Source organism: Anoxybacillus dikiliensis (genome assembly GCF_050613275.1).
Classification (GTDB): domain Bacteria; phylum Bacillota; class Bacilli; order Bacillales; family Anoxybacillaceae; genus Anoxybacillus.
On sequence record NZ_CP187112.1, the window covers coordinates 754,786 to 770,191 of the forward strand.

Here is a 15,406-nt window from a genome sequence, read left to right on the forward strand (position 1 = left end):
AAGTATAAAATGAACATAACAAGTAAGGAGAGTTTACAACGATGAGTTTGTTTCGGAAAAAGTCGATTGATTTGCTTATAAGCGAGTCAGGAAAAAGCGGCGCGGCGCTAAAAAAAGAATTAGGCGCTTTTGATTTAACGATGCTTGGCATCGGGGCGATTATCGGGACGGGCATTTTCGTTTTGACAGGGGTGGCCGCAGCTGAGCATGCAGGACCAGCGCTTGTTCTTTCGTTTATTTTATCTGGATTAGCGTGCGTATTTGCGGCGCTTTGTTATGCGGAATTTGCTTCGAGCGTGCCCGTATCGGGAAGCGCGTATACGTATAGCTATGCGACGTTTGGCGAGATCATCGCATGGATGCTCGGCTGGGATTTAATTTTAGAATACGGTGTGGCTGCATCGGCGGTAGCGGCCGGATGGTCGGGCTATTTTCAAGGGTTGCTTGCCGGTTTTGGCATTGAGCTTCCGCATGCCCTCACAAGCGCATACGATCCGTCCAAAGGGACGTTTATTGATGTGCCAGCGATTGTGATTGTTTTACTTATTACGTTTTTATTGACGCAAGGGGTGAGAAAATCAGCGCGTTTTAATGCGGTGATGGTCGTCATTAAAGTAGCCGTCATTTTATTGTTTATCGCCGTTGGGGTTTGGTATGTAAAGCCAGAAAACTGGACGCCGTTTATGCCATTTGGCTTTTCTGGTGTTGCGGCAGGAGCTGCGACGGTGTTTTTTGCATATTTAGGGTTTGATGCGGTATCGACAGCGGCAGAGGAAGTGCGCAATCCACAGCGCAACATGCCGATCGGTATTATCGCTTCGCTTGCCGTTTGTACGTTGTTATATATTGCGGTGTCGCTCATTTTAACGGGAATTGTGCCGTACGATCAATTAGGTGTAAAAAATCCAGTTGCTTTCGCGTTAAATTACATTCACCAAGATTGGGTTGCTGGATTTATTTCGCTTGGGGCGATTACAGGAATTACAACGGTGCTTCTCGTGATGCTTTATGCGCAAACGCGCCTCTTTTATGCGATTAGCCGCGATGGCTTGCTTCCATCGTTATTTGCGAAAGTGAGCGAGCGAAAGCAAGTGCCGCTTGTGAACTCATGGGTAACAGGCATTGCCGTTTCCATTTTTGCTGGCGTCATTCCGTTAAATAAATTGGCGCATTTGACGAATATCGGAACGTTGTTTGCATTTACGACCGTTGCGATCGGTATTTTAGTGTTGCGAAAAACGGAACCGAATTTAAAACGAAGCTTTATGGTGCCGTTTGTGCCGGTCATTCCGCTTCTTGCCGTAGCGTTTTGTACGTATTTGGCGCTTCAGCTTCCTGCGACGACATGGCTTAGCTTTGGCGGTTGGCTCGCGATCGGTCTCGTCATTTACTTCTTGTATGGTCGCAAGCATAGCAAGCTAAACGAGGCGCATGCGGAACAAAAACAAGTAAGTTGACGGGTTGACAAAATAAGTTCGTACGCTTATAATGAAATTACAAATAACATAGTTTTCCTTCACAAAGGGGAGTAGCGTTCAGGCGTCCGCCTGAAAACAAAGTCGTCAGTTCATGGACATCGTCCATCGGCTTTGTTGGCACAACGTGTGTCTAGCGAGACCTTTGCCGTACGGCAAAGGTCTTTTTTGCGTTCTCATGATTTTTGCCGATGGATGAGGGGGAAACTACATATTACAGGAGGGATCATTGATGGATGTATCATTGTTGTTAGAGTATGGCTGGGTGCTTCTCGTTTTAATCGGATTGGAGGGCATTTTAGCGGCCGATAACGCAGTCGTCATGGCGGTGATGGTCAAACATTTGCCGGAAAAACAACAAAAACGGGCGCTCTTTTACGGGCTTGCCGGAGCGTTTATTCTTCGCTTCGCTGCGCTTTTCGTCATTTCGTATTTAGTGAATATTTGGCAAATCCAAGCGCTCGGCGCGTTGTATTTAATGTTTATTGCCGTGCATCATTTTATAAACAAAAATCGAGACGGTTCGCATAAAGAAGGGAAAAAGCAATCTGGCTTTTGGATGACCGTATTGAAAGTAGAGCTTGCCGATTTAGCGTTTGCAATCGATTCGATTTTAGCGGCGGTCGCTTTGGCGATGACGTTGCCAAATACGAATTTACCACCGATCGGAGGAATGGACGGCGGAAAGTTTTTAGTTATTTTTGCTGGTGGATTGATCGGTGTCATTATTATGCGTTTTGCGGCAAATGCGTTCGTAAAATTATTGCATAAACGCCCAAGCCTAGAGTCAGCTGCGTTTTTAATCGTCGGCTGGGTCGGTGTGAAATTAGCAGTCTATACGCTTGCGCATCCGAGCTTAGCCGTCGTTTCTGAACATTTCGCGCATTCAGCGTTATGGAAAGCGATTTTCTGGATTGTCCTTTTAGCGATTGCCGCAGGCGGTTGGTTTTTCTCCGGAAAAGAGACGAAACAACAAGAAGAAGCGATTCAAACGTTGAAAAAAGCGCAAAACGAATAAGGGGAGGCACGTTCCTCCTCTTTTTGTTATAATAAAGAAAGAGAGGAGTGTTGATGTATGTTAAGTGAAAAATTGTTAAACGGACTGAATGAACAAATGAACTTTGAGTTTTATTCTGCGCATGCGTATATGGCGATGGCGGCGTATTGCTCGGCGGAAGGATTGGACGGCTTTGCGAACTTCTTTTTAGTGCAAGCGGAAGAAGAGCGGTTCCATGCGATGAAGTTTTACAACTTTATTAACGCGCTTGGCGAACGAGCGATTATGACAGGGTTCCCATCGCCAAACAACGAATTTACGTCCGTTCGCGATTGTTTCGAAAAAGCGCTCGCTCATGAAAAAGAAGTGACGCGCCGCATTTATAAACTGTCCGACTTAGCGCTAGACGAGCGCGAACATGCGACGATGAACTTTTTAAAATGGTTTATCGACGAACAAGTAGAAGAAGAGTCGCTGTTCGATACGCTTATTCAAAAACTAAAACGCATTGAAGGCGACAGCAATTCGTTGTTTATGCTCGACAACGAACTCGCCCAGCGAACATTCACACCGGAAGCATAAAGGGAATGCGAAGGCATTCTCTTTTTTATTCCCCCCTAACCAAATGTCGTGTATGAGGCGATAAATGGATATAGGGGGGATTGTGATGAAGAAGTGGTTAGTCGATGATGAGCCGTTATTCGTTTTGCCGACGGTGGCGGTGAAGCTCGGATTGAATGAAAGCATTTTTTTGCAGCAGCTTCATTATTGGCTCGGGAAAAGTACGCATACGCATGATGGACATGTGTGGGTATATAACACGTACGAAGGGTGGAAAAAGCAATTTCCGTTTTGGTCGGAAAGTACGATTCGGCGCACGATCGTACGGCTTGAGAAAAAAGGGATTGTCGTCTCGCGCTATCGCTCACAGCTTGATAAAACGAAATGGTATCGCATTGACTACGATGTGCTAGCGAACGTTATGAATGGCGAGGAAAAACGACAAAATGATGACACGAACGTGCAACATGACGAAACGAGCTTGCAACATGACGTTTCGCACATGTCCACTTGCCAAGACGGACATAGCACGATGAACAGACAAACAAATATAACAACAGATCATACATTACAAAACATTATACAATTTTATGAACAAAACGGTTTTGGGACGATAAGTGGCTATATTGGAGAAAAAATCGCATTATGGATCAATGAAACGTCAGAGGAGTGGGTGCTTGCAGCGCTGAACGTCGCCTTGCAGAACGGAGTGAGAACGTGGACATATACAGAAGGCGTGTTACGTAACTGGAAGAAAAACGGATACGCGCGCTCGAAACGGCGGAAAGCGGTGCGGACGGAAATGATTCCAGAGTGGCTGCATATCGATTATTCCCGATATGAGCGAAAAGTGTGTAGTGAAGCGGAGCTCGAACAAAAGCGTGCTGAATTAGAAAAGCGTTTAAAAAAGAGGAGAAGGGCATGAACGTCCATACCCTTACCCTGTTTGTTTCATCGGTTTGTTTGCTTCTTTTGTCGCTTGTACCGCTTCTAAAAGCAGCTCGACAAGGTGAACGGCGCGCACGTTTGTGAGTCCTTCTCGTTCAATGCCGAGCTTCATTTGCAGCAAGCAGCCCGGGTTGGCGGTTACAATTGTCGTCGATTTCGTCTGTTTCACTTGTTCCATTTTGTAATCAAGCACTTGCATCGACATGTCTGGTTCGATGATGTTGTAAATGCCTGCTGAACCGCAGCACCGATCGGCATCTTTCATTTCGCGAAACTCGACGCCAGAAATCGATTGAAGCAACAGGCGCGGCTCGTTTGCTGTTTTCATGACGTTGCGTAAATGGCATGAATCTTGATACGTCACGATTTGCTTAGGCAAGCGCCATCCTTCGAGATGAAAGCCGAGTTCGACTAAAATGACGGAGATATCTTTCACTTTGGCAACGAAAGATTTGGCGCGCTCCGCCCAAATCGGATCGTCTTTTAATAAATGGTCGTATTCGATTAAAAATGCCCCGCACCCGCCAGCGTTTGTGACGATATAGTCGACATCGAGCCGTTCAAACGCTTCAATGTTTTGTTTCGCGAGCGTTTTCGCGTCCGCTTTTTCGCCGCTATGCCCGTGAAGTGCACCGCAACACGTTTGGGTCGGTGGAATGACGATGTCGCAGCCGGCAAGCTGCAATAGTTTCATCGTCGCATCGTTCATGTCCATAAACATCGTATCCATTAAACAGCCGCTAAAAAAGGCGACCCGTTTTTTTCGTTTCGTTTCCGCTTCGATGTGCGTTGGTCGTTCGTTCATTTGTTTCCACGTCGGCACGTTCGGCAACACTTTTTCCATCATGGCTAAATGATTTGGCAACACGCGCAATAAGCCGAGTTTGCGAACGAGCGTCTGCAATCCGGAGCGTTGATACACGCCGATGAGGGCGGTCACCATTCGCATCCGCTTTGGATGAGGGAATAGTTGCTTAAATACGACGTGGCGAACGAGGCGAACGAACCACGGATATCGTTTATGTTGCGCAATAATGTCGCGCGCTTCTTCTAGCAAATGGCCGTAGCGCACTCCAGAAGGGCAAACGGGCTCGCACGCTCGGCAGCCGAGGCACAATTGGAGCGAACGTTCGACGTCTTCATCCGGTTCAATGAGCCCGTCGACGACCGCTTTCATGAGCGCAATGCGTCCGCGCGGCGAGTGTGACTCTTGAAAGCCCGACTCAATATACGTCGGACATGTCGGCAAACAAAAGCCGCAGCGCATACAGTTCAATAGCTCGTCTTCATTCATGCGCGCTTGAAATTGTTGCTGGATGAGCTGTTCGTTTTTCATCGCGTCATCACCACCCGTTTGCGCGTGCTTTTTGCGAACACTTTCCCTGGATTCATAATGTTGTTCGGATCGAGCGCTCGTTTAATCGCCTGCATCGCAGCGATTCCTTCTTTACCGAGCTTCCATTCTAAATACGGCGCTTTCATGACACCCACGCCATGCTCGCCAGTAATCGTGCCGCCAAGCTCAATCGCTTTCGCAAAGATGTCTTCGAACGCTTGCTCGACGCGATGCAGTTCGTCTTTGTCGCGCACATCGGTCGGACATGTCGGATGAAGGTTGCCGTCGCCTGCGTGACCGAACGTGCAAATGTTAACGTTATATTTTTTGGCAATATCGTTAATCGCTTTCACCATATTTGCAATTTGTGAGCGTGGAACGGTCGCATCTTCTAAAATCGTCGTCGGTTTTAAGCGAGCGAGTGCCGATAGCGCTGAGCGACGCGCTGTGCGCAAATTGTTCGCTTCTTCTTCTGTTTGTGCCACTTGAACAGAAATGGCGTGTTGTTCGCGGCAAATGCGCGCCATCGCTTCCATGTCGCGCTCAACGACTTCTTTCGGACCGTCTTGTTCGATGAGCAACACCGCTTTAACGTCGGTCGGCAAGCCGATGTTGACGAACGACTCGACGACTTGTAACGTCGGTTGGTCTAAAAATTCAAGCGTCGTCGGGATGATTTTGTTGGCGATAATGGCTGAAACGGAGCGTGCTGCCGCCTCTAAATCTTCATATAGCGCGAGCATCGTTTTTTTCGTCTCCGGCATCGGAATGAGTTTTAACGTCGCTTCCGTTACGATGCCGAGCGTTCCTTCTGAGCCGACGAACAGGCGCGTTAAATCGTAGCCAGCGACGTCTTTTGCCAGTTTTCCTCCCGTGCGAATGATGTCCCCATTTGCGAGCACGACTTCAAGCGCCATGACGTAATCGCGTGTGACACCGTATTTTAATCCGCGCAAGCCGCCAGAATTTTCGTTAATGTTTCCACCAATCGTTGAAATTTTCATCGAGCTTGGATCAGGTGGATAAAACAATCCTTTCGCTTCGACCGCTTGAATGAGATCGAGCGTAATGACTCCCGGCTGAACGGTCACCGTCAAATTTTCTTCGTCAATTTCTAATATGCGATTCATATGTTTAAAAATGATGACGATGCCGCCTTCTGTCGGACATGTGCCAGCACAAAGATTTGTCCCCGAGCCGCGCGGCACGATCGGAATGCGGTGCTCATTGCAAATCTTTACAATTTCGCTCACTTCTTTTGTGTTGCGCGGGGCGATAACTGCGTCAGGAAGCGATTGGAAGTTTGGGGTTGCATCGTATGAATAAACGAGCCGTCCGGCTTTCGAATCGTCGTAGTTTTGTGCGCCGACAATTTGAATGAACTGTCGTTTCACTTGTTCAGTAATCATATCATCCACCTTCTTTCCTTTGTTTGTACTGTAAGCATATAAAAAAGCGGGAAAACCCGCTATGTATAAACATATAAAAATGAAACGCTTACACACTATTTTTTTGTTGTTTCATCTAAAAAACGAATAGCTAAATATAAGGTGATGATATGTTCGAGATGGCGCACGTTCAGTTTCGTATAATCTTGTATTTTTTTTAGCCGGTAATGAAGTGTATTAATGTGAATGTGAAGCGCCTCTGCCGTTCGTTTGAGCGATAAGTCGTTAGCGAACAACGTCCGCAGCGTATGCAACAATTCTTCATCGTGTATGAGCGGTTCAATCGTTCGTTTAATCAGCTCTTGTTTTGTCGCAGGCGAAAGATCTTCGAAACACATCTCTAGCCGTAAATCTTCATCAAACACGATGTCGTTCGGTCGTTTGGCGACGCGAAGGGCGCGCTCCGCTTGTTGATAAGAACGATGCATATGTTGAGCATCGGTCATTTTGCCGCAGCCGAAGCGAAACGTCATATTGTATTTTTGAGCGAGTGTTCGCTGCAAGCGAGTGATTTGTCCAACAGTATGTTCTTTTTCTGTATTCGTTTGCAAAATAAGAAAGCGATCATCCCCCCAACGAACGATCACGTCGTTTCGGTTTTCCCAACTTTCTTGAATGTATTTCCATAATTCAATCGTCATCGTCGCTTGCTTTCCGGTGCGTTCAGCGATGATGACGCGCCGCTTCGCTGTTAAGTCAATATGAAATAGTTGCGCTCGTTCGAAAAAAGACGGTGACCATTCGCGCGTTTGCAGCCATTCAAACACGAACGTTTCAAGCGCGCGCGCTTCAAGTTGTAACTGTTCCGTATAGTAGTTTTCTTGAATAAGAAGCTCGGTCATTTTTTTTAATAGCTCCCCATACGGAGATACGTTCGCTGGGTCTCCTGTAATGCCGATGACACCGATGACGTCGCCGTGAAAAAAGATTGGCAAGTTCACGCCTGCTTTCACACCTTTTAATACGCCTTCGTCTTGCTTTGTAATGATTCGCTTTTTCTTCTCTTGGCAAACGAGAAACGCGCCTTCATGAAATTGTCCGATGCGCGTTGGATCGGTGCTGGCGATAATGATGCCATGCGTGTCGACGATAATGAGATCTTCATGAATGAGGCGGCGGACGTCCGACACAATTTTTTTCGCAAGGTGAGGGGAAAGCATGCGTCCACTTCCTTTCTGAATGAATATAAATGAAGAAACCGTCCTTTTGATGATGCGAAAGGACGGTTATCTACTTGTTACATTTGAAAGCGTGCGACCGATTGACGAAGTTGTTCTGCTGTGCTTGCGAGCTCTTGCGACGAGGCGAGCAATTCCTGCATCGTTGCATTTTGTTCTTCTGTCGTTGCGGCGACTTGTTCAATATTATGGGCGGATTTAGACGAAATATCAATGATTTGATCGGCGAATGCGGTCATCGTTTTCACTTTTTCTTCAACGGAACGAATCGTATCGTGCACCGCATCGCTTTCAGCTTGGACGCGCGCCATATGAGTCGAAATCGAGCGGAAAATGTTTCCGACTTGTTCGACGAGCGAATGGCCAGATTGGAACGATTCGCTGCTTTCATTCATCACTGTCACTGCATGGGCTGTTTGCGTTTGCGACTGTTCGGCAAGCGCGCGAATATTTCCGGCCGCATGGGCCGTTTGTTCCGCGAGTTTGCGCACTTCTTCCGCAACGACGCCGAATCCTTTCCCATGTTCTCCAGCGCGAGCTGCTTCAATCGCGGCGTTTAACGCAAGCAAATTCGTTTGATCGGAAATGTTTGTAATAAAGCCGACGATTTGATAAATTTCTTTCGATTTATCGTTCAACGATTCGATGACGGTCGCAAGCCGTTCAATTTGTTCACGAATAACTTTCATTTGTGCAACCGTTTGCTCTACTAGTGATGTTCCTTCATTCACGCGCTTCGTTGCTTCGGTTGTTCGTTTCGCTGTTTCAGATACTTTGCTCATAACGGTCGTTAGCGCATTAGATACGTTATGCACCGCTTCGTTCGTTTGTTTCGATACGCTTACTTGTTCATCTGCACCCGAAGCGACTTGCAACATCGCTTGCGTAATTTGTTCGTTCGCTTCCGTCGTCGTTTCTGCATTGAATCGCAGCGTTTGCGACATATCGTTTACATACTTCGCTGCCGCTTGAATTTGGGCGATGGACTGCTTTAGCCCGTCCATTAATTCATTCATCGCATGAGCGATTTGTCCGACTTCATCGTTGTTCGTATCCGTCAAACGCTCAACGCGCAAATTGCCGCGTGCAAGCTCATGGCAAACATGGACAACTCGTTTCAATCGTTCGCTTATTTTTCGGCTAACGACGGTAAGGGAAACGATCGATAATACGATGGCAACAACGACCGTTATAATCATCATCAACACATTTTTGGCGATCGTATCGTTCATTTGAGCAACGAGGTCATGCCGCTCACGAATAATAAGCTGCTTTAATATGTCGAGCTTTTCAATGCTCATATCGCGAATCGTCGCCGCTTTATTTTGGAAGCTCATAATTTGAAAAATGTCTATAATTTCCCCACGGTCGCGGTACGATAAGACGGTCGGTTGAATCGTTTTATGAAGCAGTTCGTTCAGCTGGTTTTCGATAGAAATCGTCGATTGGTAAATCGTTTTTGCTTCTTCCGTTTGCATATACGGTTCGAGCTGTTTCATTTTATCGTTAAATTGCTTCGTTAAATCTTCATAGTTCCATAATGTTTCAGGGCGAGGGTTTGTCATGTAGTCGGTAATGACAATGTATTTTTGTTTAAACAAAGCGTTCAGATCGGTAATTAAAATAGCTTGGTCGCTTTTTTGCTCCACTTGTTTCACGACATTCGTTAAGTTATGAACAAGCAAGGCAACGAAAATGAAAACGCTAACAAATAAAACAGTCGTGAAGCTAAAAACGATCCCGTACTTTCTCCCGATCGTCGTTTTGTTTTTCGGTTTGTCCGTTTTCGTTTTTTTCTGAAAACGGATCGTCCATCGACCTTTCATCAAGAAGCCTCCTTTACTTTTTGTATCATTATAGCACGACAGTTCGTGGAAAGGGGAGAACATTTTTGGACAAAATGCCACGAATTTTGTCACAAATTTTTTGTTGCAATCGGTTTCAAGTTCGGTTAAAATTCAAATCAACAAGGAATCCGAAACGTTTTGGAGGAAATGAAAGTGACGACAATTAAAGATATCGCAAAGGCGGCTGGCGTGTCTGTGACGACTGTTTCACGCGCGTTAAACGGCTACTCTGATGTAAGCGAAAAGACGCGCAAAAAAATTATGGACATCGCCAAGCAGCTCAATTACAGTCCAAATACGCTTGCGCGAAGCCTTGTCATGAACAAATCGAAAACGATTGGGCTGCTCGTTTCAGGCATGACGCGATCCGCGCTCAAAGACAATTTCACGTTTGAAGTGATGACGGGCGTCAACGATTATATTGCGAAAACGGACTATGACGTCATTTTGTTTAATACAAATTCGACGAAGCAAAGGGAAAAAACGTACTCGCAATTGTGTCGCGAACGGCGCGTGGACGGCGTCATTTTGCAAGGGGTGAAAACGGACGATCCGTATTTAACGGAAGTCGTCGAAAGCGACATTCCGTGCGTCTTAATCGACATTCCGATTCAGTCTGATCGCGTCGGATATGTGACGACCGATAACGTATACGGGGCGAAAAAAGCGGTGCAACATTTGCTTGAGCTCGGTCATCGCTATATCGCGATGATGAACGGGCACGATTACGCCTTTGTCAGCAAGCAGCGCCTGCAAGGATTTTACGAGGCGATGGAAGAAGCGAACGTGCCGATTCAAAAAGAGTGGATTGTTAACGGCGACTTTTCCGAAGAGATGGCAGAAGCGAGAGCGTATGAATTGTTTGAGAAACATAAAAACATTACCGCCATCTTTTGCGCAAGCGACTTAATGGCGCTCGGTGTCATGAAAGCGCTCAAACAGCTCGGTTTGCGCGTGCCTGAAGACGTATCGGTCATCGGATACGACGACATTTTATTGGCATCATACGTGTCTCCTGCGCTAACGACGATTGCGCAAAATAAATTTCAAATGGGATACGAAGCAGCTAGCATGCTCATTGATATGCTGGAAGGAAATGAAGCGAAAGTCGTGACGTTGCGAACGCAACTTGTCGTGCGCGAGTCAACAGCGCCGGTGAAAAAAGGGTGACCTTTTTTCATACGCAAAATCCGAAACGTTTTGGAAAAACGATATTCACACGAGGAAAGGAAGTTTACGATGCTGCAATACAACTTAGGAACAGGAGAGTACAAAAATTGGATCGTGTCCGAGGTCGCATTCAATCCGCATGCGCTCGGAAAATGCGAAGCGATTATGGCGCTTGGCAACGGATATATGGGGCTTCGCTCAGCGACGGAAGAATCGTACATCGGGCAAGTGCGCAACTTGTTCGTTGCTGGAACGTTCAATAAGTTTGACGAATATGAAGTGACGGAACTGCCGAACGCGCCCGATGTTGTTGAGTTAGATATTTGGTTAAACGGCGAACGGTTTTCGCTTGAAAAAGGAAAAATCATTCATTATCGCCGCGATTTAAATATAAAAGATGCGGAACTTGTGCGCCACATCATTTGGGAAAATACGCGCGGCGAGCAGTTTGAGCTGACGTTTCGCCGATTTGTATCGCTGAAAAACTTGCATTTGATCGGCATGAAAGTCGAGATCAAGCCGCTCGATGGCGATGCGCACATTCACATCACATCCGGCATTAACGGGCAAATGACAAATAGCGGTGCGCAACATTTTCATGAAGGCGAAAAGCGCATTTTCGATAAAACATATTTACAGCTCATTCAAACGACAACGGAATCAAAAATTGATTTTGTCGTCAATGCGGTGCATCGCTACATGATTGACGGAAAACAAATCGAAACAGAGCCGCGCATGGCAATTGATCGCCGCAAAGTGTTCGTTCAAGTGGCGTTTGATGTGAAACGAGGGGAGACGTTGACGCTTGAAAAGCTTGCTAACGTGTACACGAGCCGCGATCGAGCGTACGACCATGATGCATACAGTTTAGATGTCATGCGTGAAGATGCGCTAAACAACTTAAAAGAAGAAGCGAAGAAAGGGTATGATGCGCTCTTTTCCGAAAACGTTTCGGAATGGAAAAAACGTTGGGAGCAAATGAACATTACGATCGAAAGTGAAAATGAATTTGACCAGCTTGCCATCCGCTTTGCGCATTATCATTTAATCATTATGACGCCGGCACACGATGCACGTTTTGGTGTTGCGGCGAAAGGATTAACAGGGGAAGGATATAAAGGTCATTCGTTTTGGGATACGGAAATTTTCATTTTACCGTTTTTCACATACACGTTCCCGCATATTGCCCGCAGTTTGCTTGAATATCGTTACAACACGATTGAAGGCGCCCGCCGAAAAGCGAAGGAAAACGGGTACGAAGGAGCGATGTATCCGTGGGAGTCGGCGTTTACAGGCGACGAAGAGACGCCGGTATGGGGTGCGGTAGATATCGTTACAGGAAAAGCGACGAAAATTTGGTCTGGCTTTATTGAACAACATATTACAAGCGACATCGCATTTGCGGTATGGCAATATTACAAAATTACAGGCGATGACGACTTTATGGAGCGCTACGGCTATGAAATGTTGTTTGATACGGCGACGTTTTGGGCGAGCCGGCTAGAGTGGAACGAAGAAAAGCAACAATATCATATTAACGATGTCATCGGCCCAGACGAATATAAAGAGCACGTCAACAACAACGCTTTTACGAACTATATGGCGCATTGGAACATCGAAACGGCCATTCGCTATTATGAAAGATTAAAAGAAACGAACCCGGCGCTGCTTGATGCGCTAGCGGAAAAAATAAACGTGCATGAAGCGTATAAAAAATGGAAAGACAAAGTCGATCTCATTTACTTGCCGCAGCCGCGCGAAGAAGATCTCGTCATTCCACAAGACGATACGTATTTATCGAAACAAATGATCGACTTAACGAAATATAAAAAGCAAACGCGCGTCGGCACAATTTTTGAAGACTACAATCTTGAACAAGTGAACAACATTCAAGTATCCAAACAAGCGGACATTATGGTGTTGTTTTACTTATTAGAAAATAAGTTTTCACAAGAAGTGAAACGAGCGAACTGGAATTACTATGAGCCAAAAACGTTGCACGATTCTTCCCTCAGCTTATCGACGCATTGCATTTTAGCGAGCGATATGGACGATCGCGAGTTAGCGTATGAATTGTTTGAACAAGCATCCCGCATCGACTTAGGTCCGAATATGAAATCATCGGATCACGGCATGCATACGGCATCGATCGGCGGCATATGGCAGTCGGTTGTATGCGGATTTGGCGGCGTGCGCATGCTTGATGGGAAATTGCGCATTCATCCAAAACTACCGAAACAATGGAAAAAGTTATCGTTCCCGATGTATTGGCGCGGCGATCGGTTAGAAGTAACGGTGACGCATGAGGAGCTTGTCGTGAAAAAAGTGACGAACGTTCACGAAATTGTGACGTTTGACGTGTTCGGGACACGATACGAAGTGAAAGACGAAGTAACGATTCCACTTGTATGAAAGGGTTTGACGCAATGAATAAAGAGTTGAAAGCAGTCATTTTTGATTTAGACGGTGTCATTACCGATACGGCAGAGCATCATTTTATCGCATGGAAACAGCTTGCAGAGGAATTAGGCATCACGTTTGACCACGCGTTTAACGAGCAGTTGAAAGGAGTGAGCCGCATGGAGTCGCTCGAGCGCATTTTGGCGCTCGGCGGCCAAACGGACCGCTATACGGCCGAAGAAAAAGAAGCGCTTGCCTATAAAAAAAATGAACATTATAAACAGCTCATTGCGCGCATGACGCCAGACGATATCCTTCCCGGGATGGCCGAACTGTTGCGCGAACTAAAGCGCAATCATATAAAAATCGGCTTAGCATCGGCAAGTAAAAACGCGTTTACCGTCATTGAACGATTACAAATTGGCGAGTATTTCGATACGATTGTCGATGCGGCGAACGTAAAACATAGCAAGCCGCACCCGGAAATTTTCCTGACGGCTGCCGAGCAGCTAAGTGTGCATCCGTCCATGTGCGTCGGAGTGGAAGACGCGCAAGCAGGGGTGGCAGCGATTAAAGCAGCACGCATGTTTGCGGTCGGCGTTGGCGATCGTGAGGCACTAAAAGAAGCGGACTACATCGTGGAAACGACAGAAGATTTAACATATGACGCCATCGTACGTGCATTTTATCGGGAATAAGGGAGCGAGTCTCCCTTCCATATATAAGTACAAATAAGAAAGGGGTCTTATGAATGAACAAAACATGGTTAACTGTCGGTATATCGACAATGCTTTTTGGAAGCGTTTTAGCGGGATGTGGCAACGACGAGAAAACAGCAAAAAATGAAAACAAAGGAGAAACGAAAGAAGAACAAGTGGAAGTGACGCTCGCCGGCTGGGGCGGCAATCCGATGGAACAAAAATTGTTAAAGCAAACGTTAGATGAGTTTGAGAAAACATATCCGAATATTAAAGTAAAACACGAAGTGATTTCCGACCAATATATGGATGTCATTAAAACGCGGCTTATTGGTGGCGAAGGTCCAGACGTATTTTATTTAGATGCGTTTGAAGCGCCAGCGATGATTGAAACAGGCGTATTAGAGCCGCTCGACGACTATGTGACAGATGATTTTGACATCAATGACTTTGAAAAGCCGCTTCTTGATGCGTTCAAAGGCCCGGACGGCAAAATATACGGCTTCCCGAAAGACTATTCGACGTTAGCGCTTTTCTACAATAAAAAAATGTTTGCTGAAGCTGGATTAGACGTACCGAAAACGTGGGACGAGTTGCGCGAGGCGGCGAAAAAATTAACGAAAGGAACAGAAGTGTACGGCTTCGGAGCTGCGCCTGAATTAGCGCGTTTATACTACATTGCGGAATCAAAAGGCGGCAAAGTCGTGACAGACAACAAGGCGAGCTTTGCTGATCCGAAAGTCGTTGAAGCGTTGCAACCAATTGTCGATATGCGTTTAAAAGATAAATCAGCGGCGCAACCGAGCGAAGTTGGCGCCGGCTGGGGCGGTGAAATGTTCGGTCAACAAAAAGCAGCGATGGTCATTGAAGGAAACTGGGCGATCCCATTCCTGCAAGAAACGTTTCCAAATACGGAGTTCGGCACAGCTGAAGTGCCAACAATTGACGGCAAAAAAGGAACGATGGCATACACAGTTGCTTACGTCATGAACAAAGATTCACAAAAGAAAGAAGCGGCATGGAAGCTCATTTCATTTTTAACAGGAAAAGAAGGAATGAAAATTTGGACGAGTAAAGGATTTGCGTTGCCAACGCGTAAATCTGTTGCGGCTGAGTTAGGATACGACAAAGATGAATTGCGTGCGGCACTTGTTGCGGGGGCACCGTATGCGACCGTATGGCAAAACGGTACGAACTTACCAATTATTATGAACAACTTTAACAACCAATTTGTGAGCGCCTTTTTAGGTGAACAACCGCTTGCGGAAGCGCTCAAAAAAGCGCAAGACATTGCGAATAAGGAAATTGAAGCGAAGTAACGGCTGAGGGGGATTCCCCTCGCTGTTCC

The 15,406-nt window shown here is 46.3% G+C and carries 12 protein-coding genes; 8 read left to right on the plus strand and 4 right to left on the minus strand.

Translation table 11 applies throughout. The features are described from left to right. Positions 1 to 41 precede the first annotated feature (41 nt). From ACPF7I_RS04070 to ACPF7I_RS04085, 4 genes are all read left to right on the plus strand, one after another. Entirely contained in the window at positions 42 to 1,457 is a 1,416-nt protein-coding gene (locus ACPF7I_RS04070; protein ID WP_430744675.1) for an amino acid permease, read from the plus strand. 250 nt (positions 1,458 to 1,707) lie between these two features. Further along, positions 1,708 to 2,493: a TerC family protein gene (locus ACPF7I_RS04075; RefSeq protein WP_430744673.1), complete on the plus strand. Its 786-nt coding sequence runs from the start codon at positions 1,708 to 1,710 to the stop codon at positions 2,491 to 2,493. A gap of 57 nt (positions 2,494 to 2,550) precedes the next feature. After that, entirely contained in the window at positions 2,551 to 3,054 is a 504-nt protein-coding gene (locus ACPF7I_RS04080) for a ferritin (protein WP_430744672.1), read from the plus strand. 85 nt (positions 3,055 to 3,139) lie between these two features. After that, complete coding sequence (locus ACPF7I_RS04085; RefSeq protein WP_430744670.1) at positions 3,140 to 3,958, plus strand: DnaD domain-containing protein; 819 nt, start codon at positions 3,140 to 3,142, stop codon at positions 3,956 to 3,958. A 12-nt stretch (positions 3,959 to 3,970) separates the two neighbouring features. Here ACPF7I_RS04085 and ACPF7I_RS04090 read toward each other — a convergent pair whose 3' ends face one another. From ACPF7I_RS04090 to ACPF7I_RS04105, 4 genes are all read right to left on the minus strand, one after another. Beyond that, positions 3,971 to 5,317, minus strand: a complete 1,347-nt coding sequence (locus ACPF7I_RS04090; protein ID WP_430744668.1) for a (Fe-S)-binding protein — start codon at positions 5,315 to 5,317, stop codon at positions 3,971 to 3,973. Next, on the minus strand, positions 5,314 to 6,726 hold the full coding sequence (gene glcD / locus ACPF7I_RS04095) for a glycolate oxidase subunit GlcD (RefSeq protein ID WP_003396845.1): 1,413 nt from the start codon (positions 6,724 to 6,726) through the stop codon (positions 5,314 to 5,316). The genes ACPF7I_RS04090 and glcD overlap by 4 nt, the downstream gene beginning before the upstream one ends. A gap of 95 nt (positions 6,727 to 6,821) precedes the next feature. Next, positions 6,822 to 7,925 (minus strand): CdaR family transcriptional regulator, encoded by a 1,104-nt coding sequence (locus ACPF7I_RS04100; RefSeq protein WP_430744666.1) that lies wholly within the window; start codon positions 7,923 to 7,925, stop codon positions 6,822 to 6,824. A gap of 77 nt (positions 7,926 to 8,002) precedes the next feature. Continuing rightward, positions 8,003 to 9,769 (minus strand): methyl-accepting chemotaxis protein, encoded by a 1,767-nt coding sequence (locus ACPF7I_RS04105; RefSeq protein ID WP_430744664.1) that lies wholly within the window; start codon positions 9,767 to 9,769, stop codon positions 8,003 to 8,005. Between the two features lie 174 nt (positions 9,770 to 9,943). Here ACPF7I_RS04105 and ACPF7I_RS04110 point away from each other — a divergent pair, with 174 nt between their 5' ends. The 4 genes from ACPF7I_RS04110 to ACPF7I_RS04125 all read left to right on the plus strand — a co-directional run bounded on the left by ACPF7I_RS04110 (position 9,944) and on the right by ACPF7I_RS04125 (position 15,377). Next, on the plus strand, positions 9,944 to 10,960 hold the full coding sequence (locus tag ACPF7I_RS04110) for a LacI family DNA-binding transcriptional regulator (RefSeq protein WP_430745978.1): 1,017 nt from the start codon (positions 9,944 to 9,946) through the stop codon (positions 10,958 to 10,960). A 69-nt stretch (positions 10,961 to 11,029) separates the two neighbouring features. Further along, positions 11,030 to 13,372 carry a glycoside hydrolase family 65 protein gene (locus ACPF7I_RS04115; RefSeq protein ID WP_430744663.1) on the plus strand — a complete coding sequence of 781 codons (2,343 nt, stop codon included), beginning with the start codon at positions 11,030 to 11,032 and terminating at the stop codon, positions 13,370 to 13,372. Beyond that, a complete protein-coding gene (gene pgmB, locus ACPF7I_RS04120) occupies positions 13,369 to 14,058 on the plus strand; it encodes a beta-phosphoglucomutase (protein WP_430744661.1) in 690 nt (229 codons plus the stop codon). Before ACPF7I_RS04115 ends, pgmB begins: the two co-directional genes overlap by 4 nt. Before the next feature lie 53 nt (positions 14,059 to 14,111). Further along, the gene (locus ACPF7I_RS04125) at positions 14,112 to 15,377 is read left to right on the plus strand and encodes an ABC transporter substrate-binding protein (protein ID WP_430744660.1); all 1,266 of its coding nucleotides are present in this window, start codon (positions 14,112 to 14,114) and stop codon (positions 15,375 to 15,377) included. Positions 15,378 to 15,406 lie beyond the last annotated feature (29 nt).